Consider the following 21414-nt stretch of genomic DNA (forward strand, 5'->3'; position numbering starts at 1 on the left):
AAGGACAGCCAATGGCGGGCGACCCGTATCAGGCGCTGGGCCTGACAAAAACGGCCACGGCGGACGACATCAAAAAGGCCTATCGGCGCATCGCCAAGGCCGATCACCCGGATCTGAACCCCGATCCGGCGGCAACGACGCGGTTCAAGGCCGCGTCGGCGGCCTATGACCTGCTGAAAGACGCGGAACAACGCCGCCGCTTTGACGCGGGCGAAATCGACGCGCAGGGGCAGGAACGCCCACAGCAGCGATATTACCGGCCCCATGCGGAACAGGCCAGCAACCCCTATGCCCAGTCGCACGGGTTTGACAGCGACCCCGACCTGTCGGGCGTGTTTGACGATCTGTTCGGCGCGCGCGCCCGGCGTGGTGGGTATGGGGGCGGTTACGGCGGTTACGGCGGGCAGGCGCGCGACAGGGACGGCCCGGATTACCGATTCGCGCTGACCGTGGATTTCCTGACTGCCGCGCGCGGCGGCACCACGCAAATCACCCTGCCCGAAGGCGGCACCCTGTCCGTCACCATCCCGCGCGGCCTCCGCGACGGTCAGGCCATCCGCCTGCGCGGCAAAGGCGGCCCCGGCATCGGTCAGGGGCAACCGGGCGATGCGTTGCTGGAAATATCGGTCAGCGATCACCCCACCTTCCGGCGCGAGGGCGACGATGTGCATATCACCCTGCCCATCACGCTGGACGAAGCGATTCTGGGCGGCAAAGTCGCCACCCCCACCATCGACGGCACGGTGAACCTGACCATCCCCTCTGGCGCCACCAGCGGCCAACGTCTGCGCCTGCGCGGTCGCGGGATCAATGGCGGCGATCAGCATGTGGAATTGCGCGTGATGACTCCGCCACAGATTGACGACGATCTGGCGGATTTCATGCGGAGATGGCGCGACACCCACCCCTATGACCCGCGCAAAGGAATGGCGATATGACCCGCACCTATTCCCGAACCGAAGTCGTGACGCTGATCGACGACCTGACCGACACGCAACTGGACGTGATCCTGACCGCGCGCATGGTGCAGCCGCTGCAATCCGAAACCGGCCCGCAATTTCGCGACATTGATCTGGCGCGGCTGCAACTGATCACCGACCTGACCACCGATTACGACATGCGCCCCGACGGGCTGACGCTGGTTCTGTCCCTGATCGACCAATTGTCGGGCCTGCGCGGCGACATGCGCGCCCTGATGGCGGCATTGGCCAGCGAACCGCCCGAGGTGCGTCAACGCCTGCGCAGCCATGTGCAGCGGGTGCGGGTGGTGGAATAGGACCGAAAAAGGGCGGCCCGATCAGGCCGCCCTGCTGTTTTCACAAAGTCACATTAAACCAACGGCTTACCGTCCGGGTGACGACGGGCCGCGTCTTCTTCGATTTCGACTTCGGTTTTGCGAACCGTGTCCTCGACCGTTTCGGTGTGGGTTTCGGTCACGGTGTTCAGTTCGATTTCTTCGACCACGCGGGCCTCTTTCTGAACGACCGCTTCTTCGCCATAGGCGCGCGCCTCGATCACCTGATCGGTGAACGCGCCCTGACCGGCGGGGCGATCAACGGGGCGACGTTCCACCTGCACGCGCTGATGGGTCAGTTCGACATCTTCGCGCACCGGCGTTTCACGGACATAGGACCGCACGCGGACCGTGCCGTGATCGACATCGCGTTTTCCGATACGCACCTGTTCTTCGACCACCTCGACGGTGCCGTCACGCACCGGCGCATCGCCGTGATAGGCGGCGCGGTCCCAGCCCGAATCGCGCCATTCGGTTTCGCGCGTCTCCAGATCAACCGAACCGTCGCGGTCCAGAATATCGGATGCCTGACCGATCAGATGATCGGGAACATCACGCGCCGTCACCAGATAGCCGCCACGCGACAGACCTTCGGCATAGGCGGCGCGGTCCTCATCGGGGAAAAAGAAATCCCCCAGAGCGTCAAAAAAACCGCGCTGTTCGTGTTCCTGATGGCGCATCTGGCCATAGCCGGGGTTGTCCTGACCATGCAGTTGCACATCGGTTACACCCAACTGGCGCAGTTCCTGCACCGCGCGGTCGGCCTGATCGCGGCTGTCGAACATGGCGGTCAGCGTGCGGCCGTGGCCGGCGTGACCCAAATGGGCGTCGGTTTCATAGGTCATCATCTTTTCCTTCAATCTGTGTCAGACTGGATTGTCGTCTGATGGAGGCAAAGGCGTTTCAAACGCCTGCTGCACGTGACGCGTTACCGGAATATCGAACCGTTCGGTGGTATCGGTCTGAATAACATGGATTTCTTCGACCAGAACCAGATCGGTGCGCACAACAACGCGTTCTTCCAAAACGGGGATGATCGTTACGCCGTTTTCTTCGCGGATGCCGGGGACTTCGCTGACCAGTTTATTCACAGGAACCCGAACCACATCGACATTGCGCGACCGGAGATCAACGGGGATCAGCTCGTTCACCTCGGTCGTGCGGGTTTCGATCCGAACCCCGCCACGGTCACGAACATGGCGTTCAATCCGGGCGCTTTCCTCGGCAATCTCGATAATGTCGCGCATCCTTGCCGGGGGCATCCCGTCCTGTGGGGTCATCGTCGCCTCGATCATCTGCGTTGCACATCCGGCAAGGGAACACGTCAGCGACAGGATGGGTCCATTAATTTTTGTCAGTTAATCGTCAGTTGACCGAGGGCGTCCGACGGGTTCAGGCCCGCCCCGCCGCGCCCGATAACATCGACGGATCAATGCCTTGGCTGCGCAGGGCAAGGCCCCATTTGTCGGCATGTGACGCGCTGAAAATCAGATCGCCCGTCAGCCAGCCGTTTTGCAGCATTTCCGATTCCAACTGGCCCGGACCCCAACCGGAATAACCCAGCGTCAGAACCGCGCTGTCGGGACCGGCACCTTGGGCCAGATCCTCCAGAATGTCGCGCGTGGTCGTCATCGCCAGATCGCGGTTGATGCGCAGCCGCCCGTCGGGATCATCGCCATGCGCCGGGACGTTGTGCAGCACGAACCCCCGCCCCGGTTCGACCGGCCCGCCAAAGCGCACCTCGATATTGCGGGCGGTTTGGGTGGTGTCGATGCCCAATTGCTGCATCAGATCGCCGAAATCCACATCCGGCGCGGGCTGGTTCAGCACCAGCCCCATGGCGCCGTCGTCCGAATGGGAACAGATCAGCACAACCGCCCGTTCAAAGCGTGGGTCGGACATGCCGGGCATGGCGATCAGGATTTTACCGGTCAGGTTGTCGTGCTGTTGTGGGGTCATGGCGGCTCCTTCCCGGTTCAAGATGGCGGTTCTGGCGCGCGATGCAAGCCCCGCGCGGGAAAGTGACTTTGCTTTTGCGGCGCGCGGCCCTAACGATGCGGCTATGCGATACTTTGCCCTGATCCCCGCTTTGATGATGCCGCTGTCGGTCGCCGCGCAGGAACTGCCGCCCGGTCTGGCGGGCGCGCGCCTGTTGCCGGGCTGGGTGGACGCGGCGGGCAACCGGATCACGGCGCTGCAACTGGATTTGGAACCGGGGTGGAAAACCTATTGGCGCAGTCCGGGCGATACCGGCTTGCCGCCGCATTTCGACTGGGAGGGGTCCGAAAATCTGGGCGCGGTCGCGCTGCACTGGCCCGCGCCGCAGGCCATCGAATCGGGCGGAGCGGTCGAACCCGGCTATCATGACCGGCTGGTCTTGCCGATGACGGTGACGCCTGCCGATCCCGGTCAGCCGGTGCAGATCGCGGCGCAGATTGATCTGGGGCTGTGCGAAAACATCTGCGTTCCGGCGTTTTTGACCCTGACCGCCCCCGCGCCGGGGGGGCATGACCCAGTGATTCAGGCCGCCATGGACGCGGTGCCGCAGCGGTTGGATGACGCGCCCGATTGCGCCGTCACCGACCTGTCCGACGGGCTGCGCCTGTCGGTGGCGCTGCCGGGGCCTGCGATTCTGGCCGCGGTCGAGCTGGACGGCCACCCCGATGTCTGGGTGTCCGGCGCGGAATTGGACGATGGCCGCGCCGTGGTGGATATGGTCGGCCCGACCGCCGCGCCCTTTGACCTGCCGCGCGAACAGGTGCGGGTCACGGTGCTGTCGGATGATGGCACCGCCGTGGAATCATGGGGTTGCGCGGGTTAGACGCCACGCCGTCACCGCGCCGATCCCCCCAACCGCCGCCAGCAACGCCACGGCATAGGCGGCAAACGCGGCCCCCGGCGACAGAACCGGCATCCATGCCGGTGCCACGCCCAGCATCGCCAGCCCCACCGGCGCCAATGTCGCGGCAAAGGCCAGCCCGCCCAGAGCCAACCCCGCGCTCATCGCCCCACGCAGATGCGGCGCGCGGATGGCGCGGCGGAACCCCCGGCGCGCGCGGTCCAGATCATGGCCGATCACCATAATCGCCGGGACCACCAGCAGCACCAAGATCATGCCGAACCCCAGACCATAGGCCATCGTCACGACCGTCGGTTTCAAAAACAGCGCCTGGGATGAGCGTTCATACAGCAGCGGCGCAAGGCCAAACACCGTGGTCGCCGTGGTCAGAAACACTGGCCGGAACCGCTGGCACACGGCGTCGATAATGGCGGGGCGCAGACCCCGGCGGCGGGAAAATTCGTCGATGGTGGACACCAACACGATAGAATCGTTGATGATAATGCCCGACATGCCGATCAGGCCGACGATGGAAAACAGCGTCATCGGCAAGTGCCAGATGTGATGCCCCCAGACCGCGCCGATCAGGCCAAAGGGGATCACCGACATCACCACCAAAGGCCGGGTCCAGCTGGCAAAAATCCACGCCAGCACCATATAAATGCCGGTCAGGGCAATGGCGAACCCAATCGCGGCCTGTTGCAGAAAGCTTTGTTCCTGTTCGGCCAGCCCGGTGACGTCAAAGCTGACGCCGTAACGCGACGCAATATCGGGCAGGATCTGGGTGTGCAGCGCCTGCGTGATCTGAGCCGCGCGCACCGGGTCATCGCCGGAAATATCGCCGGTCACCGAAATCATCCGCTGCCCGTTTTCGCGCCGCACGACCGAGAAACCCGCATCCGACCCGACCGTGACAATATCGGCCAGCGGCACCCATTGGCCCGCCTGCGTGCGCATCAGCATCCGGTCCAGAAAATCGCCGCGCCGTTCGTCGGGGGCCAGTTCGACCCGGATCGCGCCGGTGCGCGTGCCATCGGGGAAGGTCGCGGCCTGTATCCCGTTCAGCCGCTGACGCAAGTCGCGCGCCAGCGACGGGGTGGTGAAACCCAACGCCTCGCCGCGCGGGGTCAGGTGCAGGGCCAGTTCCTCTTTGTCATAGGGCATACTGTCTTCAAGCGCGGACACCTCGGGATATTCGGACAGTTGGGCCTGCACATCCTTGGACGCAGCTTTTAGCACGCCCGCATCCGCGCCGGTCAGACGCACCGATATGGCGTCGCCGCCCGGACCCGACCGGAACCCGCGAAAGCTGATCGTTTCCAGTCGCGGATCAGACGGCATCGCCGCCTGCAACGCCGCCACAAAGTCAAAGCTGGAATAGGGCCGAAAATCCGGGTCAATCAGTTCAATCTGCACCGCGCCCAGCAGATCGGCGTCTTTGGTTTCCGCGCCGGGCAGCGGACGCCCGGAATTGCCGCCGATCATCGTCATGGCGTGGGTGATGGGGTTGACGCCGTAACGGTCGGCGTAATCCGCGCCGACCTGATCGACCGCATCCTGCACCATCCCCATCACGCGCAGCGTGTCGTCGCGCGTGGCGCCGGGCAGCATCGCGAAATTCCCTGCCACGCTGCCCTGTTCGGGGGCATCAAAAAATCGCCACGGCACCGCTCCCGTCATCAACATCCCCGATGCCCAGGCCAAGACCGCAATCACCCCCGCCATCACCGGATAACGCAGCCGGATCACCCATTCGGTGCCGGGGCGCAGGATGCGGGCGATGACCCAATCCATGCCGCGATTGACGTGTTTCGACGGCAGATCATACCACCGTTCCCGCGCCGCCCCTGCCAAAGCGTGCGCCATGTGATTGGGCAGCACCAGAAAACATTCGACCAGCGACGCGGCCAGCACCAGAATAACCGTCCACGGAATATCCGCGATCATCGTGCCGAAGCGCCCGCCGATCATGACCAGCCCGGCAAATGCAATGATCGTGGTCAGCGTTGACGACACCACCGGCGCGGCCATGCGTTGCGCCGCGCGTTCGGCGGCGATGACGGGTTCTTCGCCCAGATGGCGGGCGCGGTAATCGGCATGTTCGCCCACCACAATGGCGTCATCCACGATGATGCCCAGCGTCAGGATCAGCGCGAACAGCGAAATCATGTTCAGCGTCATGCCGGTGACATACATCAACGCCATGGCCGCCAGTAACGCCGCCGGAATCCCCGCCGCGACCCAGATCGCCGTGCGCACATTCAGGAACAAAAACAACAGCGCCAGCACCAGAGCCAGCCCCACCACGGCATTGTCCAACAACAGCGTCAGACGCGCGCTGATCTGTTCGGCGCGCGCGCGGACCAGTTCGATTGTGACGCCTTGGGGCAGGGTCGGCGTCATTTGCGCGACGACCCGTTCGACATCGCGTTGCAGCCCGATGGCATCGCCCGCAGCACTGCGTTCAACCGCCACGATCACCGCCGGGTGGCCGCCAACGTAATAGGCCATGCCGCGATCAATGCCGCTGGCGCGCACATCGGCCACGTCGCCGATGGTCAGTTGCGTGCCGTCGGGCTGGGCGCGAATGACCAAAGCCGCGACCGCCGCCGGGTCGCGCCGTTCCGCGCCGGTGCGCACGCGCGCCGCCCCCGACGCCACATCCCCCGCCGGGCTGACCGATGTCGCGCCGCCGATCACCGCTGCCACCTGTTCCAGCGTCAGATCGTGGCGCACCAGATCATTCATGCGCAACTCGACCCGCGTTTCGGCGGGCGACAGGCCGGTGATCGACACCCGAGTCACCCCTTGGGCATACAATCGGTTCGTCAAATCATCCGCAATCCGCCCCAACTGATCCAGACCCAGAGGCCCCGCAATCACCACATCGGCCACGCGGTCACGCCAGGCGCGGCGGGTGATTTCGGGATCCTCCGCGCCTTCGGGCAGGTTGCCTGCGCCCGCAATCGCGGTTTCCACATCCGCCACGGCGCGCGCCATATCCCAGCCGGGTTCAAATTCCAGACGCAGCCGCGCCGAACCGGGGCTGGATTGGGCGGATGTGGTGGTCACCCCTTCGACCCCCATCAGGGCGGGTTCCAGAACGGCGATGATGGACTGGTCCGCATCTTCGGCCCCGGCGCCGTCCCAGCGGGTCGTCACGTCGATCTGTTGCACCACGGTGTCGGGGAAATACTGCGCCCGCAGGCGCGGCGCGGCATAAAGCCCCGCCACAATCATCACCGCAAAGATCAGATTGGCCAGCGTCGCATGACGCACGAACAGCGACAGAAACCCGCGCGGCCTAACCATTAGGGCGGCCCTGACGTTCCGGTGTGGGGTCCGAGGCATCCCGCACGCGAATCCCCACGCCCAGTTGCGGGGCGCGTTCGGTGACGATCCGGGCCTGTGCCAGATCGGGCGGCACGGCGATCACCACATCATCGCCCTGACGGCGCAGGATGGTGACGGGGGCCGCGCGCAGACGGTCGCCGTCGTCCAGAACCAGAACCGCGCCATCGGGTCCGACCGCCGCCGCCGGGATCACCGCCGCGCCATGGGTCGCGGGTTCCGTGATGTCCACGCGCACAAAATCCCCCGGACGCAGCGCCTCGGCGCCGGTGGTGACGCGGGCGAATACGATGCGACCGGCCTGCCCTTCGGCCACGGATGCCGCCGCGCGGTCCAGTTCGGCATCCGCCGTCAGCCCGCCCGCGCGGCTGTCCAGAACCACCCGCGCGGGCGTCCCGGCCAAGGTCGCGCCCCCCGCCAGCAAGCGCCCGAATTGGTCCAGCGACAGGGGGATCTGCACCTCAAGCGCCAAGGGGTCGATCAGTTGCGCCAGTTGTTCATTCATGCTGACCAGCCCGCCTTCGACCACGGACACCGCCGTCACCTGTCCGTCAAAGCCTGCGCGGATGTCCGTATCGGCCAAGGCGCGGCGCGATTCCGACAGCGCGATATCTGCGCGGCGCAGGGCGTTTTCCGCCGTTGTCACCGCGCTGTCGGCATTGGCCAAGGCCGCGCGACGGGTGATCACGGCCTGCGCAGCGGTTGATGCGGCCAGTTCAACCGCCTCGCGTTCGGTGGTGGTCCCCAAGCCCCGCCGCGCCAGATCGGATTGCCGCTGAACCGCCGCCTGTCGCAATTCGGCCTGACGTTCGGCGGCGGCCAAATCCTGCGCCGCAATATCCACGCTGCGCCGCGCGTCCTGCAACGCGCCCGTGGCGTCGTCGCGCGCGGCCCGTTGGCTGTCCAGTGCCGCCTGCGCCGCGGATGGGTCCAGACGCGCCAGAACCTGTCCGGCGCTGACCCGCCCGCCTTCGTGCAGGTCGGGGGATAATTCGACGATCCGCCCCGCCACGCCTGCGCGCAATTCCAACCGCCGCCGCGATTGCACGGTGCCATACACCTGCATGACCGGGTGGATGGTGGCGGGTTCGACCGTCAGCAGATGCACGGCATAGACCTGTTCCGCCGCCACGCGCGCGGGCCGTCCGTCGCCTGCGGGCGTCAGCGCCTGCCATAGCTGCACCCCCGCCAGAAACAGCAGGCCCAGCGTCAGCAGCGTGATGAACAACCCGGTCAGGCTGCGAATCAAAAAGGTCATTGGTCGTCCCCGTATCCGCGCCGTTTTACCGCATAAACCCAAATAAAACCTAAACGGGCGGCAAATCCAGCCGCGCGGCCAGCGACAGCACATCCGCCCATGCGTCCGCTTTCGCCGCCGCGTTGCGCAGCAGATAGGCCGGATGCGTCATCGGCAGCGCGGGCACGCCAAAGGCCGTATCCCATTGCCCGCGCAGTTTCAAAATCCCGCGTTTGTTCAGCGCCGCCTGACAAGGGATGTTGCCCATCAGCACGATCACATCGGGCGTGGCCAGTTCGATATGGCGGCGCAGGAATGGCAGGCTCAGGTCAATCTCATCCGGGCGCGGGTCGCGATTGCCGGGCGGGCGCCATGTCAGCACATTGATGATATAGAGCGCGTTTTCCGCATCAGGCGATCCGCGCGACAGCCCGATGGCGGCGAACATCTGATCCAGCAACTGCCCCGCCGCGCCGACAAAGGGGCGCCCCTGACGATCTTCGGCATCGCCCGGAGCCTCGCCCAGAATCAGGACGCGGGCGGCGGGGTTGCCGTCGGAAAACACGAAATTGCGCGCGCCCTTTTTCAGCTCGATCCCGTCAAAGCTGCGCTGCGCATCGGCCAAGGCGTCCAGCGTGGCGGCCCCCGCAGCCAGTGCCTGCGCCTGTGCCAGCAGATCGGCCTGATCGCTGTCGGGGGTGGGTTTTGCCGCCACGGGCGCAGGCGCGGCGACAGCGGGCGGCTCCACCCGCGCGGGCAGGTCGAACCGATCCAGCGGGTTGTCGCGCATCGCGACATCCGCGCCCAGTTCCGCCTGCCATTCCAACAGCGCCAAGGCCGTGGCCCCGTCCAGTGTGATTCCCTGATATGTCAGCGCGCTGTTCATCGCGCCAAATTAGGCCAGCCCGCCCTAGTCCACAACCAGCATATAGCCCGTCCCCCGCACGGTTTGCAGATAGCGCGGGTCGCGCGGATCGGGTTCGATTTTGCGCCGCAGCCGCGTCATCTGCACGTCAATGGCGCGGTCGCCGCTGTCGGGGTCGTCGCCGCTGCGGCCCAGATCCTCGGACAGATCGGCGCGGCTGACGGGGGTTCCGGGGGTCGCGGCCAGCCGGCGCATCAGCGCCTGTTCGCTGCCCGTCAGACGCAGGGGGGTGTCGCCCTGCCACAATTCGCCCTTATCGGTGTCATACCGCAGCAGCCCCAGCGTCAGATATTTCGGCTGCGCGATTTCCGGCGCGGGCGCGCGGCGCAAAATCGCGGCGATGCGCAACAGCAATTCGCGCGGCTCGAACGGTTTGGGCAGGTAATCATCGGCGCCCGATTCCAGCCCGCTGATGCGGTCTTCGGTTTCGCCGCGCGCGGTCAGCAGCATGATCGGGGTGTCCATGCGGCGGCGCAGATCGCGGGTCAGCGACAGGCCATCTTCGCCCGGCATCATCACATCCAGCACGATCAGGTCAAATTCCAAGCCCCCGAGCAGCCGCCGCGCCTGTGCCGCGTCGCGGGCGGTCGTGACCATATACCCGCTTTTGCGCAGGAATTTCCCCAACAGCGAACGGATGCGTTCGTCGTCATCAACGATCAGCAAATGGGCGTCGGGGGTGGTCATGGTTTATCGGCTGTCCGCGGCTTCTTTCAGGGATTGATACTGTGTGCGGGTGTCGGGGTCCATCATCGCCTCCAACACCTGACGGAACCCCGCCACGGCCTGCGGGCCGACGCTGCGATAGGCGGCGCGCATCCGGGCGCGCTGTGCCTCGGACACGCGGCGTTCCAGTGCGGCCCCGGCGGGGGTCAGAAACAACAGCCGTTCGCGCCGGTCGCGGCGTCCGACGCGGCTTTCGACCAGCCCGTCATCAATCAGCGTGCGCAGCACCCGGTTCAGCGATTGTTTGGTCACGCCCAGCACCGCCAGCAGCGCCGTAACCGTCAGCCCCGGTTCGCGCCCGATGAAATGCAGCGCGCGGTGATGGGCGCGGCCATAATCCATATCGGCCAGAATGATGTCGGCGTCGGATGTAAACGCGCGATAGGCGAAAAACATCGCCTCGATCCCGCTGCGCAACTGGTCATCGGTCAGGAACAGTAAGTTTTCGCCCATCATGGGGTGAATCCGGGCCTTTTCCTGCATCCGTCACGTCCTTATCATCGTCTTGTCAATACGGCAGCGTTGTTGACTTTCTACGCAAGGATTGTTAGCCGTCAAGCGGATTGCGAATTTTTTGTGTCAATTGCGACCTTTGACGCGCAAGATTCGGCAAAAAACCCGGCGACAGGAGGAATAAATGACAGCGGCCTATGATGATCGTGACGGCAAAATCTGGATGGACGGCGAACTGATCGACTGGCGCGATGCCAAGGTTCACGTCCTGTCCCATGCCCTGCATTACGCCAGCTCTGTGTTCGAGGGGGAACGCTGCTACAACGGCAAAATCTTCAAAGGCCACGAACATTCGCTGCGTCTGATTGAATCGGGCCGGTTGCTGGACATGCCGATCCCCTATTCGGCCGACGAACTGGACGCCGCCAAGGAAGCCGTGTTGCAGGCCAACGGGTTCGACAACGCCTATATCCGCGTGGTGGCGTGGCGCGGGTCAGGGTTGGATATGGGCGTGTCGGCGCGCCGCAACCCGGTTCATGTCGCCGTAACGGCGTGGGAATGGGGCAATTACTACGGCGATGCGAAAATGCAGGGCGCCAAACTGGACGTGGCCAAATGGAAACGCCCCAGCCCCGAAACCATCCCGACCGCAGCCAAGGCGGCGGGTCTGTATATGATCTGCACCATGTCCAAACACGCGGCCGAGGAAAAAGGCTGTTCCGACGCGCTGTTCATGGATTTCGAAGGCTATGTGGCCGAGGCGACCGGCGCGAACATTTTCTTCGTCAAGGATGGTGAGGTTCACACCCCACTGGCCGACCGCATCCTGAACGGCATCACCCGGCGCACCGTGATTCAGATGCTGCAAGACAAAGGCATCACCGTTCACGAACGCCGCATCACGCCGGACGAACTGGACGGGTTCGAACAATGCTGGCTGACCGGCACCGCCGCCGAGGTGACTCCGGTCGGGCAGATCGGCGACTGGACCTTTACCGTGGGCGACCTGACCCGTCAGGTGGCCGAGGATTACGAAAAACTGGTCCGCGCCTGATCGGGTGACATGAACGAAAGGCCCCGCATTTGCGGGGTCTTTTGCGTTTCGGGGGGGGCGGTTTCTCGCAAGGCGCGTCAACGCCGCTGAACCCGGTTGAGCCATTGCCGCAACCCGCGCCGGTGCCGCTGCCCGCGGGCGTGCTGCTGTTGGGGACCGGGCTGTTGGCGCTTGCCGCCAAACGCCGCCGCGCCTGACGATCCGGGGCTGCCCAAGTGGCGGCCCCTATTTCCCGCGTTCGATCCGCAGATATTGCGCCGTTTTGCGCCCGTCATCGCGGGTTTGCGGGCGGGTATGCAGCGCGATAACTGCCGGATGCCGCCCGGATTCGCGTTCCGCGCGCAGATATTCGCGCAGCCGGGCATCGCCTCGGTCGCGCGGATGATCGGTGATGTGTCTGGTCATGTGAACGGCCCCCCTGCCATGGCGGCAGGATAGGGCCGAATCAGAACGGGACAAAGCGATTAAACCGCCTTGATCCCCTGCGCCGTGGACAGAACCGCGTGCAGCGCGGTCGGGTCATCATTGGCGCGCAATTTGTTGCGCAAATCCGCGTCCCGCAGCGTCCGCGACACCAAAGCCAAAGCCTTGAGGTGGTCCACCCCCCCGGTTTCAGGTGCCAGCAACGCAAAGACCAGATCCACCGGCTGGCGATCCACGGCGTCAAAATCCAAAGGCTTTTCCAGCCGCAGGAACATGCCCACCACCGTGTCCAGCCCATGCAACCGCGCATGAGGCAGCGCCACCCCGTGACCAACCCCGGTCGGCCCCAGCGATTCGCGTTCTTGCAGGGCGTCCAACACCTCGGTCGGGTTCAGGGCGTATTGGGTGTTCGCCAATTCGGCCAGTTCCTGAAACAGACGTTTCTTTGATGTGACTTGGCCCAAGGTGCGCACAGCGCCGGGTTTAAGAATTTCGGTAAACTGCATCAGATCCAGTCTTTCTGAATGATCCGCCCCCGCACATCGCTGCCGGGGGCGAAGCCAGATGTCAAGCGTGATGCGCCGGGATTACCCCATATTGCGCGGGTCGATCCAGCCGACATTGCCGTCGTCGCGCCGGTGAACCACGTTCACGCCCCCATGTTTTTCGTTGCGGAACACCAAAAGCGGTGCCCCCGACAGCTCCATCTGCATCACGGCGTCACCGACCGACAGGGTGGGAACGCGCGTTTCCATTTCGGCGATGATGATGGGTTCGATACCGCCGTCCTGCGATTCCCATTCATCTTCGTCAGCGGCCAGCACATAACTGCCTGCCTGCCCGAATACAACAGGTTCTGCACGATCTTTGTGATGGTCCTTAAGCCGGCGTTTGTAACGGCGCAGCTGTTTGTCCATCTTTTCGCGGCACGCTTCGAACGCGGCATAGACTTCGGTGGCGGCACCGCGCGCCTGCACATTCAGGCCGGTGGACAGGTGAACCACGGCGTCACAGGTGAATTGATGTGCGTCCTTGGAAAAGGTGATGGTGGCATCGGTCGGGCGTTGCGAATATTTTTCAATGGTTTCGCCCAATTCGGTTTTGACATGCGACGTCAGGGCATCGCCCACGTCGATATGTTTCCCGCTGATGGTGTAACGCATCATGTCTCCTTCACGGTTGCCCGCGCTGCGACCCGTCCGGTTGTGCCTGCACGGGTCAGGCGGGATGACGAGGCCGCCTGTTTCGCGCCCCCGTATGTTTCAATTTGGTGACACATCCGGGCAACTGTCAACGCCCTGCACGGGCTGTTGAAAAAAATATCGCCGCGCGTTCAGGATTTAGCGCGAATCACTGGTCGCAAAGGTATCGCCCAGATACACTTCGCGCACGCGCTGATCGGCGATGATGTCGGCGGTCGTTCCCGACATCAGCACATGCCCGTCATGCAGGATATAGGCCCGGTCCACGATGCCCAGCGTTTCGCGGACATTGTGATCGGTGATCAGCACGCCAATGCCGCGCGATTTCAGGTCATGCACCAGCCCGCGAATTTCCGCGACCGCAATCGGATCCACCCCGGCAAAGGGTTCGTCCAGCAACAAAAACGCGGGGTCCGATGCCAGACAGCGCGCGATTTCCGTGCGCCGCCGTTCGCCCCCGGACAAGGCCAAAGCCTGCGCGTTTCGCAGATGGGTGATGGAAAAATCGGCCAGCAATTCCTCTAACCGGTCGCGGCGGCGATGCGGGTCGCGGATGGCGACCTCTAACACGGCCATGATGTTTTGTTCGACCGTCAGGCCGCGAAACACCGACATTTCTTGCGGCAAATATCCGATGCCCAGACGCGCGCGGCGAAACATCGGCAGGGCCGTGGCGTCGCGCCCGTTGATGGTGACCTGCCCGCCATCGGGTGCCACCAGCCCCGCGATGCAATAAAAACAGGTGGTTTTGCCCGATCCGTTCGGCCCCAGCAGAGCCACCACCTCGCCCCGCGACAGGTCCATGGACACATCGCGGATCACCAGCCGGTTGCGATAGGATTTGCGCAGATTGCGCACCCGCAGCCCGTCGCCCGTCATGTCGGCAGCACCCGCCATCAGTTGCCGCCCGGTTGCAGGATCGACCGCACCCGCCCCTGAACCTGCGCGGCACCTGTGGCCAGATCAACCACCATCCGGTCGCCCGCCAGCACATTTTGCCCCTGAACCAGCGTGACATCCCCGATCAGCGTCACCGTGCCGCCGTCCACGTCGTAATCGGCCTGCTGCGCCTCGGCCGCGTCGTCGCCTGACACCAGCACGACATTCCCGCGCGCCGTCAGCGAAGCGATGCGGTTCTGCCCGCCCGCGCCATATTGCACCGTCACCTGATCCGCCGACAGCCGCATATCCCCCTGCCCAATCACGACATTGCCGGAAAACAGGGCGTTGTTGTCGGATTGGGTCACGGTCAGGTTGTCAGCGGTCACCTCGACCGGGGCCGAGGTGTCGGCCCGCATCCCGCCAAAGGTGACGTTCTGCGCCGCCGCAGGGGCCGCCATCATCAGGGCAATCAGCATTACGCGAAACATCGGCACCTCTCTTTCGTTAGGGCTGGTATAGCAGACGAACCCCGCCGGAAAAGTGCAAGATCGCGTCATCGCCCGCCGGCGCGGTCATCTGCATCTGTCCGGCGGTCACGGTGCCGAATGGGGCGCGCGCGTCAATCCCCTGATCGGCGGTCAACAGCGACTGATCGGTGGCCGCATCCAGACGCGGGGCGTTGATCGTCCAACCGGCGGATGTTTCCATCACCACGCCGCCATCCAGATGGATGCGGTCGCCATCGACCCCGCCCGTCGGTGCGGTGACATCGGCACGCAGCCCGTCGCGCACCCAATCCAGCCGCAGATCGCGCGCCGCACCGCCCCCCGATTGCGGCACCGCACTGGCTGCGCGCAACGCAATCTGCGCCCCGTCCCCGGTCACACCGGCATATTCGGGCGCGGTGATGCGGCCTTCGCGCACAACGGCCTCGGCATCGATCTGAGCGTAAGGGATGCGCGATTCGCTGTCCGATCCGCGCGAAAACAAAAACATCGTGGACAGCAACGCAAGCGCGATCAACGGCAACAGCACCCGCAGCCAGCGGACAATCCGGGTGCGGTTGACCATCACACCATACCCGCGCGCAAACAGTCATGGATGTGCAAAATCCCGCGCGGCGTGCCGTCATCGACCGCAAACAAACAGGTGATCTTGCGCGCCTGCATTTCGGCCAGTGCCGTGGCGGCCAAAGCATCGGGCGCAATCACACGCGGCGCGCGCGTCATGACATCGCCCGCGCGCCGGTCCAGCAATCCATCCATATGCCGCCGCAAATCGCCATCGGTGATGATGCCAACCAACCGCCCCGATGCATCTGTCACACCGGTGACACCGTAACCTTTCTGGCTGATGACCAGCAGGGCATCGGTCATCGGCGTATCCTCGGCCACCAGCGGCAGGTCGGATTGCATCAGATCGCCCACCTTGGCCAGCAACGCGCCCAGCTTGCCGCCGGGATGAAAGGTGCGGAAATGTTCCGGCGTGAATCGCCGATGCTCCATCAACGCCACGGCCAGGGCATCGCCCAAAGCCAGCGTCATGGTGGTGGATGTGGTCGGGACGATGCCATTGCCGCAGGCTTCGGGCGCGCGGGGCAGGATCAGCGCCACATCCGCCTGACGCAGCAAGGTCGATTCGGGGCGCGAGGCAACGCCAATCAACGGGATCTGAAACCGCCGGGTGTGGGCGATCATATCGGCCAACTCCGGCGTTTCGCCGCTGTTGGACAGCATGATGACCACATCGCCCTGCGTCACCATGCCCAGATCGCCATGGCTGGCCTCGGCGGGGTGAACGAATTGCGCGGGCGTGCCGGTTGATGCCAACGTCGCGGCAATCTTGCGCCCGATATGGCCGGATTTGCCCATGCCCGACACAACCACGCGCCCGCGCGCAGCCAACACCACTTCAACGGCCCGCGTAAACGCATCACCCAAGCCCGCCGACAACGCCGCCAGCCCGTCGATTTCGGTCGCGATCACACGCCGCGCGGTGTCCAGATAATCAGCCAAAGCGCCCGTCCTATCTTCTGTGTCAAAATATCCTGCGGGGTGAGACGGGAAATGAAAAGGTCCAGTGGACCTTTTCACCGTCGAACGCCCGTCCCTTGGGCGGGCTGGGGGGTGCAAAACCCCCGGCGCTATCCACGTCCGCCCCGGTCAGTGGTGGAAAATATCCTTGTCATCGCCCCAGCCCAGCAAATCCAGATGGGCGCGCGCGGGCAGGAAATCAAAACACGCCTGCGCCAGCCCCAGCCGGTTTTCGCGGCGCAGGCGATCCTCAAGCGCGTCTTTCAGTTTGTGCAGATGCAGAACATCGGATGCGGCATATTCCAGTTGCGCATCGCTCAGATCCTCGGCGCCCCAATCGCTGGTTTGCTGCTGTTTGCTGACATCGACGCCGACCAGTTCGTTCAGCAGATATTTCAGCCCGTGCCGGTCAGTATAGGTCCGCACCAATTTCGACGCGATCTTCGTGCACCACACGGGCGAGGTTACCACCCCGAACGCGTTTTCCAGTGCCGCGATGTCAAAGCGCCCGAAATGGAACAGCTTTTGCACCTTGGCGTCGGTCAACATGCGGGTCAGGTTCGGAGCCTCGGTCTGGCCGATGGCGATCTGCACCAGATGCGCTTCGCCATTGCCCGACGACATTTGCACCAGACACAGCCGGTCGCGGCGCGGGTCCAGCCCCATGGTTTCGGTGTCGATGGCCACGACCGGACCCAGATTCAGATCATCGGGCAGGTCGTTTTGATAAAGATGTATGCTCATGGCGGTTCCGTCTGTCAGGCTGCTGCCCTCTATCGTCAAAAAGGGGGCGATAATCCAGCAAAAAACCTAGAGCCTGCGGCCAGTCAGCAGGCGCGGCATGGGGTCAATCGACAGCCCCGCCGCCTGACGCATAAACCCGCGCCGCAGCCCCGGCACCGCGCTGACCAGCCCCATGCCAACCCCGCGCGCCGCCGCGATCAGCGGGTTTTCTGACGCAAACAGCCGGTTCACGCTGTCCATCCCCAAGGCAAGCGCGGTCCCATCAAACCGCCGCCACCCCTGATAGCGTTCCAGAACCAAGGCCGCGCCAATATCTTCGCCGCGCCGCGCGGCATCGACCAGCGTTTCGGCCAATGCGGCGACATCGCGCAGGCCCAGATTCAGCCCTTGCCCCGCAATCGGATGCACGCCATGCGCGGCGTCGCCCACCAAAGCCACCCGATCCGCGACGTAACGATCGGCCAGAGACAGCGACAGCGGGTAACTGAACCGCACCCCCGCCAGCCCGATCTTGCCCAGAAAATCCCCGAATCGCGGGCGCAGCACGTCCAGAAACGCGGCGTCATCCAATGCCGCAATCGCGCGCGCATTGGCGTGGGTTTCCGACCACACCACACTGGACCGGTTCCCCGGCAGCGGCAAAATCGCCAGCGGGCCGGTGGTCATGAAATACTGATGCGCGATGCCGTCATGGGGTTTGTCATGGTCAATCGCCGCGACCAGGGCGGTTTGCCCGTAATCCCAGCCGCGCCGTGGGACGCTTGCGCGTTTCGCCACGCCCGATCCGCGCCCATCGGCACCGACCAGCAGGCGCGCGGTCAGGCTTTGTCCATCCGACAGCGTGGCGGTGACGCCGGCGGGGTTGGTTTGATGCCCCGTGACCGCGCGCCCCGGCAGATGCGTGATGCGCCCCGCCCGTTCGCCAATCGCCGCCAGCAGGGCGCGATACAGGAACCGATCTTCCAGCATGTAACCGACCGGACCTTCTTCGATCTCGGCGCTGTTGAAATGCAGGAAAAACGGGGCGGCGCCGTCTCCGGCGCGGCCTTGGGACGCTTTGACCTGACGGATGGGCTGGGACTGCGCGGCCAGCCCGTCCCACAACCCCAAAGCGCGCAGCAACCGCTGCGACGCGACGGCCAAGGCATAGGCGCGCCCGTCGAAATCATCGCCCGCCCGCGCATCAGCCGGGCGCGGATCGACAACCGCGACCGACAGCCCCGCATCGGCAAGCGCCAGTGCCAGCATCGGGCCATTCAGCCCGCCCCCGGCAATCAGAACATCAACCTGTGTCATGGCGCGATCAATGCACATAAGGCGGCGCGATTGCAATGCGGCGTGGTGTCAGCCCCCGGACGCCAGCAAATCGGCCAAACCGCTGTGATAATCAGGATACCGCAGCGTGACGCCCAAGTCGCGTTTGATTTTGTCATTCCGCACCCGTTTGCTGTCGCCATAGAACGACCGCGCCATCGGCGACATATCCGCCTGATCGAACGGAATCGCGGGCGGGACGGGCAGGCCCAGCAGTTCGGCGGCATGGGCGATCACGTCCTGAGGCGGGGCGGGGTCGTCATCGCAGACATTATACGCGCCCCCCGGCCCCATGCGCGCCAGCGACGCCATCAGCACCTGCGCAATATCGGTCACATGGATGCGGGAAAAGACCTGACCGGGCTTGATGATCCGCCGCGCGCTGCCGTCGCGCAGCTTGGCAAAGGGGCCGCGACCGGGGCCGTAAATCCCCGCCAGCCGGAACACATGCAGCGGCCAGCCCGCAGATACCGACAGCGCGCGCCAGTCATCTTCGGCGCGGATGCGGGCCTGACCGCGTGGACCTTGGCCATCCAGCACGCTGGTTTCATCGACCCAACCGCCCTGACGGTCGCCATAAACGCCGGTGGTGGACAGATAGCCCACCCATTTCAGCGGGGCCTGTGCCAGATCATCGCGGAACGCCGCCAGCACCGGATCGCCCGCCGCCATAGGGGCGGCGCTGACCAGCACGGCGTCGGCCTCGCGCAGGGCCGCGCGCACATCATCATCCTGACCCGGCCAGATCAGCGCGCGCGCACCCGCCGCCGCCACGCGGTCCGCATCGCTGCGCGTCGTGCCGGTCACATCCCAGCCCGCCGCAATCAATTCCGGCGTCAGATAGCCCGCCGAATACCCATGTCCAAAGATCAGCATTTTCATGACGCCAGCGTAACGCCCCCGCCCGCGATGCGCCAGATGCTTGCCCCCGGCGCGGGTGGCTGGCATTTTGTCGCAAGCAAAAGGATTGCATAATGACCCCGGATTCCCGTTTTCTGCCCGTTGACACCCCCGATTGCTGCGATCCGCAGCATTACACCGATGCCGCCGCCGCAATCGCCGCGTTGCAGGAACTGTATGGCAAAGCCACCGATTTTCTGGCCGGTCATTTCACGCGGCTGCTGGATGGAGGGCAACCCGCAGCGCGCTATCGCGCCTTTTACCCGGAATTGCGGCTGGTTGTGCCGGTTCACGCGAAAATTGATTCGCGCCTGTCCTTTGGCCATGTGGTCGCGCCCGGAGTCTATGCCGCCACGATCACCCGGCCCGATCTGTTCGACACCTATCTGACCGAACAGGTGCGGCTGTTGATCAAAAACCACGGCGTGCCGGTGCAGGTCGGTTACAGCGACACCCCCATGCCCGTGCATTTCGCCGTGGCCGCCGTCAGCGATCTGGCCGTCCCGCAGGAAGGCGTGTTGGATTTTTCCCTGCGCGATGTGTTCGACGTGCCGGATCTGGCGACGATGAATGATGACATCGTGAACGGCGTGGCGGGGCCGATGCCCGATGGCAGCCTGCATCTGGCGGCCTTCACAGCGCAGCGGGTGGATTATTCGCTGGCCCGGTTGCAGCATTACACCGCCACCGGCGCGCAGCATTTCCAGAACTTTGTCCTGTTCACGAATTACCAGTTCTATGTCGATGAATTCGAAGCCTATGCCCGCCGCGTTCTGGGCCAGCCAGAGCTGGGCTATACCAGCTTTGTCGCGCCGGGGGATCAGGTCATCACCGCCCCCGATGGCCGCATCGACACGCTGTCGAAAATGCCGCAAATGCCCGCCTATCACCTGAAACGCGCGGATGGGCAGGGCATTACGCTGGTCAATATCGGCGTCGGGCCGTCGAATGCGAAAACCGCAACCGACCATATCGCGGTGCTGCGTCCCCATGCGTGGCTGATGGTCGGCCATTGCGCGGGCTTGCGCAATTCGCAAAGTCTGGGCGATTTCGTGCTGGCCCATGCTTATCTGCGCGAAGATCATGTTCTGGACGATGACCTGCCCGTCTGGGTGCCGATCCCCGCCCTGGCCGAGGTTCAGGTCGCCCTGCAAGAAGCCGTGGCCGAGGTCACGCAGCTGGACGGCTACGAACTGAAACGCATCATGCGCACCGGCACCGTCGCCACCATCGACAACCGCAACTGGGAACTGCGCGATCAATCCGGCCCGGTGCATCGGCTGTCGCTGTCGCGCGCGGTTGCCTTGGACATGGAAAGCGCCACGATCGCGGCCAATGGATACCGGTTCCGCGTCCCCTATGGCACGCTTTTGTGTGTCAGCGACAAACCGCTGCATGGCGAATTGAAATTGCCGGGGATGGCGACGGATTTTTACCGCACTCAGGTCGCCAGCCATCTGCTGATCGGGATTCGCGCCATGGAAAAGCTGCGCCAGATGCCGTTGGAACGCATCCATTCGCGGAAATTGCGATCCTTCAGCGAAACCGCGTTTCTGTGATCGCCAAGATGACCTTACGTCGCGGCAGGATGACGCCCGAATAGACAAAATGAACACGAAAAAGGCTTGAAAATCACAAGAAAACCGTGTGTAGCAAGCAAGATGCCGAAACCGGCGCGGAAAAATCGCCCGAATGGGCAAGATGGAGACAGGAATATGACGGCTTCTGCTAAACCGATGACCAAGACGCAACTGGTGGCCGCTCTGGCCGAGGAAATCGGTTCGGACAAAAAAACCGCAACGGCGGCACTGGATGCAATCACCGCCATCGTGACCCGCGAAGTCGCCGCAGGCGGTTCGGTCACCCTGCCGGGCATCGGCAAAATCGCCTGCCGCGCCCGCCCCGAGCGTATGGTCCGCAACCCGCAGACCCAGGAAATGATGCCGAAGCCCGCCGACAAACAGGTGAAAGTCACCGTCGCCAAGGCGCTGAAAGACAGCGTGAACAGCTGATCTTTGCTGGCATGACTTTAAAGGC

The 21414-nt window shown here is 64.2% G+C and carries 25 protein-coding genes; 7 read left to right on the forward strand and 18 right to left on the reverse strand.

Features of this window, described 5'->3' with window-relative positions:
- Positions 1-11 precede the first annotated feature (11 nt).
- Both Q4G20_RS03620 and Q4G20_RS03625 read left to right on the forward strand, forming a co-directional pair.
- Positions 12-938: a DnaJ C-terminal domain-containing protein gene (locus Q4G20_RS03620; RefSeq protein WP_303341995.1), complete on the forward strand. Its 927-nt coding sequence runs from the start codon at positions 12-14 to the stop codon at positions 936-938.
- A complete protein-coding gene (locus Q4G20_RS03625) occupies positions 935-1276 on the forward strand; it encodes a hypothetical protein (protein ID WP_303341996.1) in 342 nt (113 codons plus the stop codon). Before Q4G20_RS03620 ends, Q4G20_RS03625 begins: the two co-directional genes overlap by 4 nt.
- A 53-nt stretch (positions 1277-1329) precedes the next feature.
- Here Q4G20_RS03625 and Q4G20_RS03630 read toward each other — a convergent pair whose 3' ends face one another.
- The 3 genes from Q4G20_RS03630 to Q4G20_RS03640 all read right to left on the reverse strand — a co-directional run bounded on the left by Q4G20_RS03630 (position 1330) and on the right by Q4G20_RS03640 (position 3253).
- Positions 1330-2142: a YsnF/AvaK domain-containing protein gene (locus Q4G20_RS03630; protein ID WP_303341997.1), complete on the reverse strand. Its 813-nt coding sequence runs from the start codon at positions 2140-2142 to the stop codon at positions 1330-1332.
- Between the two features lie 18 nt (positions 2143-2160).
- The gene (locus tag Q4G20_RS03635) at positions 2161-2574 is read right to left on the reverse strand and encodes a DUF2382 domain-containing protein (RefSeq protein ID WP_303341998.1); all 414 of its coding nucleotides are present in this window, start codon (positions 2572-2574) and stop codon (positions 2161-2163) included.
- A gap of 112 nt (positions 2575-2686) precedes the next feature.
- Positions 2687-3253 (reverse strand): YqgE/AlgH family protein, encoded by a 567-nt coding sequence (locus Q4G20_RS03640; protein ID WP_303341999.1) that lies wholly within the window; start codon positions 3251-3253, stop codon positions 2687-2689.
- Positions 3254-3356: 103 nt separating this feature from the next.
- On the opposite strand from Q4G20_RS03640, the gene Q4G20_RS03645 reads away from it, so the two are divergent.
- The gene (locus tag Q4G20_RS03645; RefSeq protein ID WP_303342000.1) at positions 3357-4115 is read left to right on the forward strand and encodes a protein-disulfide reductase DsbD domain-containing protein; all 759 of its coding nucleotides are present in this window, start codon (positions 3357-3359) and stop codon (positions 4113-4115) included.
- Here the strand turns inward: Q4G20_RS03645 and Q4G20_RS03650 are convergent.
- The 5 genes from Q4G20_RS03650 to Q4G20_RS03670 are packed head-to-tail and all read right to left on the reverse strand — an operon-like array spanning position 4095 to position 10855.
- A complete protein-coding gene (locus Q4G20_RS03650) occupies positions 4095-7445 on the reverse strand; it encodes an efflux RND transporter permease subunit (protein ID WP_303342001.1) in 3351 nt (1116 codons plus the stop codon). The genes Q4G20_RS03645 and Q4G20_RS03650 overlap by 21 nt on opposite strands.
- Positions 7438-8742: an efflux RND transporter periplasmic adaptor subunit gene (locus Q4G20_RS03655; RefSeq protein ID WP_303342002.1), complete on the reverse strand. Its 1305-nt coding sequence runs from the start codon at positions 8740-8742 to the stop codon at positions 7438-7440. Before Q4G20_RS03655 ends, Q4G20_RS03650 begins: the two co-directional genes overlap by 8 nt.
- Before the next feature lie 49 nt (positions 8743-8791).
- Positions 8792-9607 (reverse strand): uracil-DNA glycosylase, encoded by an 816-nt coding sequence (locus Q4G20_RS03660; protein ID WP_303342003.1) that lies wholly within the window; start codon positions 9605-9607, stop codon positions 8792-8794.
- Between the two features lie 24 nt (positions 9608-9631).
- Positions 9632-10333, reverse strand: coding sequence for a response regulator (locus tag Q4G20_RS03665; RefSeq protein WP_303342004.1), 702 nt, complete (start codon positions 10331-10333; stop codon positions 9632-9634).
- A 3-nt stretch (positions 10334-10336) separates the two neighbouring features.
- Positions 10337-10855 carry a MarR family winged helix-turn-helix transcriptional regulator gene (locus Q4G20_RS03670; protein WP_303342005.1) on the reverse strand — a complete coding sequence of 173 codons (519 nt, stop codon included), beginning with the start codon at positions 10853-10855 and terminating at the stop codon, positions 10337-10339.
- Between the two features lie 154 nt (positions 10856-11009).
- On the opposite strand from Q4G20_RS03670, the gene Q4G20_RS03675 reads away from it, so the two are divergent.
- Both Q4G20_RS03675 and Q4G20_RS03680 read left to right on the forward strand, forming a co-directional pair.
- Entirely contained in the window at positions 11010-11879 is an 870-nt protein-coding gene (locus Q4G20_RS03675; protein WP_303342006.1) for a branched-chain amino acid aminotransferase, read from the forward strand.
- Between the two features lie 29 nt (positions 11880-11908).
- Positions 11909-12076, forward strand: a complete 168-nt coding sequence (locus Q4G20_RS03680; RefSeq protein WP_303342007.1) for a VPLPA-CTERM sorting domain-containing protein — start codon at positions 11909-11911, stop codon at positions 12074-12076.
- A gap of 28 nt (positions 12077-12104) precedes the next feature.
- On the opposite strand, the gene Q4G20_RS03685 is transcribed toward Q4G20_RS03680, so the two are convergent.
- The 10 genes from Q4G20_RS03685 to Q4G20_RS03730 all read right to left on the reverse strand — a co-directional run bounded on the left by Q4G20_RS03685 (position 12105) and on the right by Q4G20_RS03730 (position 19359).
- Complete coding sequence (locus Q4G20_RS03685; protein WP_303342008.1) at positions 12105-12284, reverse strand: hypothetical protein; 180 nt, start codon at positions 12282-12284, stop codon at positions 12105-12107.
- Positions 12285-12343: 59 nt separating this feature from the next.
- Positions 12344-12808 carry a PTS sugar transporter subunit IIA gene (locus Q4G20_RS03690; protein ID WP_303342009.1) on the reverse strand — a complete coding sequence of 155 codons (465 nt, stop codon included), beginning with the start codon at positions 12806-12808 and terminating at the stop codon, positions 12344-12346.
- An 81-nt stretch (positions 12809-12889) separates the two neighbouring features.
- Entirely contained in the window at positions 12890-13465 is a 576-nt protein-coding gene (raiA, locus tag Q4G20_RS03695) for a ribosome-associated translation inhibitor RaiA (RefSeq protein ID WP_303342010.1), read from the reverse strand.
- A 177-nt stretch (positions 13466-13642) separates the two neighbouring features.
- Entirely contained in the window at positions 13643-14401 is a 759-nt protein-coding gene (lptB, locus tag Q4G20_RS03700; protein ID WP_303342011.1) for an LPS export ABC transporter ATP-binding protein, read from the reverse strand.
- Positions 14401-14874 carry a lipopolysaccharide transport periplasmic protein LptA gene (lptA, locus tag Q4G20_RS03705; RefSeq protein WP_303342012.1) on the reverse strand — a complete coding sequence of 158 codons (474 nt, stop codon included), beginning with the start codon at positions 14872-14874 and terminating at the stop codon, positions 14401-14403. Before lptA ends, lptB begins: the two co-directional genes overlap by 1 nt.
- Positions 14875-14890: 16 nt before the next feature.
- The gene (locus Q4G20_RS03710; RefSeq protein ID WP_303342013.1) at positions 14891-15457 is read right to left on the reverse strand and encodes a hypothetical protein; all 567 of its coding nucleotides are present in this window, start codon (positions 15455-15457) and stop codon (positions 14891-14893) included.
- Positions 15457-16401 carry an SIS domain-containing protein gene (locus tag Q4G20_RS03715; protein ID WP_303342014.1) on the reverse strand — a complete coding sequence of 315 codons (945 nt, stop codon included), beginning with the start codon at positions 16399-16401 and terminating at the stop codon, positions 15457-15459. The genes Q4G20_RS03710 and Q4G20_RS03715 overlap by 1 nt, the downstream gene beginning before the upstream one ends.
- Before the next feature lie 147 nt (positions 16402-16548).
- Positions 16549-17163: a ribonuclease D gene (locus Q4G20_RS03720; RefSeq protein WP_303342015.1), complete on the reverse strand. Its 615-nt coding sequence runs from the start codon at positions 17161-17163 to the stop codon at positions 16549-16551.
- Positions 17164-17229: 66 nt separating this feature from the next.
- The gene (locus Q4G20_RS03725; protein WP_303342016.1) at positions 17230-18459 is read right to left on the reverse strand and encodes a UbiH/UbiF/VisC/COQ6 family ubiquinone biosynthesis hydroxylase; all 1230 of its coding nucleotides are present in this window, start codon (positions 18457-18459) and stop codon (positions 17230-17232) included.
- 48 nt (positions 18460-18507) lie between these two features.
- Positions 18508-19359: an SDR family oxidoreductase gene (locus Q4G20_RS03730; RefSeq protein ID WP_303342146.1), complete on the reverse strand. Its 852-nt coding sequence runs from the start codon at positions 19357-19359 to the stop codon at positions 18508-18510.
- A 92-nt stretch (positions 19360-19451) separates the two neighbouring features.
- Between Q4G20_RS03730 and Q4G20_RS03735 the strand changes: the two genes are divergently transcribed.
- On the forward strand, positions 19452-20936 hold the full coding sequence (locus Q4G20_RS03735; RefSeq protein WP_303342017.1) for an AMP nucleosidase: 1485 nt from the start codon (positions 19452-19454) through the stop codon (positions 20934-20936).
- Positions 20937-21092: 156 nt separating this feature from the next.
- Positions 21093-21389: an HU family DNA-binding protein gene (locus Q4G20_RS03740; protein ID WP_303342018.1), complete on the forward strand. Its 297-nt coding sequence runs from the start codon at positions 21093-21095 to the stop codon at positions 21387-21389.
- Positions 21390-21414 lie beyond the last annotated feature (25 nt).

Source organism: Paracoccus sp. (in: a-proteobacteria) (assembly GCF_030538495.1).
In the GTDB taxonomy this organism is placed as follows: Bacteria; Pseudomonadota; Alphaproteobacteria; order Rhodobacterales; family Rhodobacteraceae; genus Paracoccus.

What these genes read in the sequence shown, in the direction of transcription:
- lptA (WP_303342012.1), bottom strand. Translation starts at nt 14,874, where the DNA reads ATGTTTCGCGTAATGCTGATTGCCCTGATGATGGCGGCCCCTGCGGCG.
- Q4G20_RS03730 (WP_303342146.1), bottom strand. Translation starts at nt 19,359, where the DNA reads ATGAAAATGCTGATCTTTGGACATGGGTATTCGGCGGGCTATCTGACG.
- Q4G20_RS03625 (WP_303341996.1), top strand. Translation starts at nt 935, where the DNA reads ATGACCCGCACCTATTCCCGAACCGAAGTCGTGACGCTGATCGACGAC.
- Q4G20_RS03740 (WP_303342018.1), top strand. Translation starts at nt 21,093, where the DNA reads ATGACGGCTTCTGCTAAACCGATGACCAAGACGCAACTGGTGGCCGCT.
- Q4G20_RS03660 (WP_303342003.1), bottom strand. Translation starts at nt 9,607, where the DNA reads ATGAACAGCGCGCTGACATATCAGGGAATCACACTGGACGGGGCCACG.
- Q4G20_RS03670 (WP_303342005.1), bottom strand. Translation starts at nt 10,855, where the DNA reads ATGCAGGAAAAGGCCCGGATTCACCCCATGATGGGCGAAAACTTACTG.
- Q4G20_RS03620 (WP_303341995.1), top strand. Translation starts at nt 12, where the DNA reads ATGGCGGGCGACCCGTATCAGGCGCTGGGCCTGACAAAAACGGCCACG.
- Q4G20_RS03655 (WP_303342002.1), bottom strand. Translation starts at nt 8,742, where the DNA reads ATGACCTTTTTGATTCGCAGCCTGACCGGGTTGTTCATCACGCTGCTG.
- Q4G20_RS03640 (WP_303341999.1), bottom strand. Translation starts at nt 3,253, where the DNA reads ATGACCCCACAACAGCACGACAACCTGACCGGTAAAATCCTGATCGCC.
- Q4G20_RS03650 (WP_303342001.1), bottom strand. Translation starts at nt 7,445, where the DNA reads ATGGTTAGGCCGCGCGGGTTTCTGTCGCTGTTCGTGCGTCATGCGACG.
- Q4G20_RS03725 (WP_303342016.1), bottom strand. Translation starts at nt 18,459, where the DNA reads ATGACACAGGTTGATGTTCTGATTGCCGGGGGCGGGCTGAATGGCCCG.
- Q4G20_RS03645 (WP_303342000.1), top strand. Translation starts at nt 3,357, where the DNA reads ATGCGATACTTTGCCCTGATCCCCGCTTTGATGATGCCGCTGTCGGTC.
- Q4G20_RS03685 (WP_303342008.1), bottom strand. Translation starts at nt 12,284, where the DNA reads ATGACCAGACACATCACCGATCATCCGCGCGACCGAGGCGATGCCCGG.
- lptB (WP_303342011.1), bottom strand. Translation starts at nt 14,401, where the DNA reads ATGGCGGGTGCTGCCGACATGACGGGCGACGGGCTGCGGGTGCGCAAT.
- Q4G20_RS03720 (WP_303342015.1), bottom strand. Translation starts at nt 17,163, where the DNA reads ATGAGCATACATCTTTATCAAAACGACCTGCCCGATGATCTGAATCTG.
- Q4G20_RS03690 (WP_303342009.1), bottom strand. Translation starts at nt 12,808, where the DNA reads ATGCAGTTTACCGAAATTCTTAAACCCGGCGCTGTGCGCACCTTGGGC.
- Q4G20_RS03735 (WP_303342017.1), top strand. Translation starts at nt 19,452, where the DNA reads ATGACCCCGGATTCCCGTTTTCTGCCCGTTGACACCCCCGATTGCTGC.
- Q4G20_RS03665 (WP_303342004.1), bottom strand. Translation starts at nt 10,333, where the DNA reads ATGACCACCCCCGACGCCCATTTGCTGATCGTTGATGACGACGAACGC.
- Q4G20_RS03675 (WP_303342006.1), top strand. Translation starts at nt 11,010, where the DNA reads ATGACAGCGGCCTATGATGATCGTGACGGCAAAATCTGGATGGACGGC.
- Q4G20_RS03710 (WP_303342013.1), bottom strand. Translation starts at nt 15,457, where the DNA reads ATGGTCAACCGCACCCGGATTGTCCGCTGGCTGCGGGTGCTGTTGCCG.
- Q4G20_RS03630 (WP_303341997.1), bottom strand. Translation starts at nt 2,142, where the DNA reads ATGATGACCTATGAAACCGACGCCCATTTGGGTCACGCCGGCCACGGC.
- Q4G20_RS03635 (WP_303341998.1), bottom strand. Translation starts at nt 2,574, where the DNA reads ATGACCCCACAGGACGGGATGCCCCCGGCAAGGATGCGCGACATTATC.
- raiA (WP_303342010.1), bottom strand. Translation starts at nt 13,465, where the DNA reads ATGCGTTACACCATCAGCGGGAAACATATCGACGTGGGCGATGCCCTG.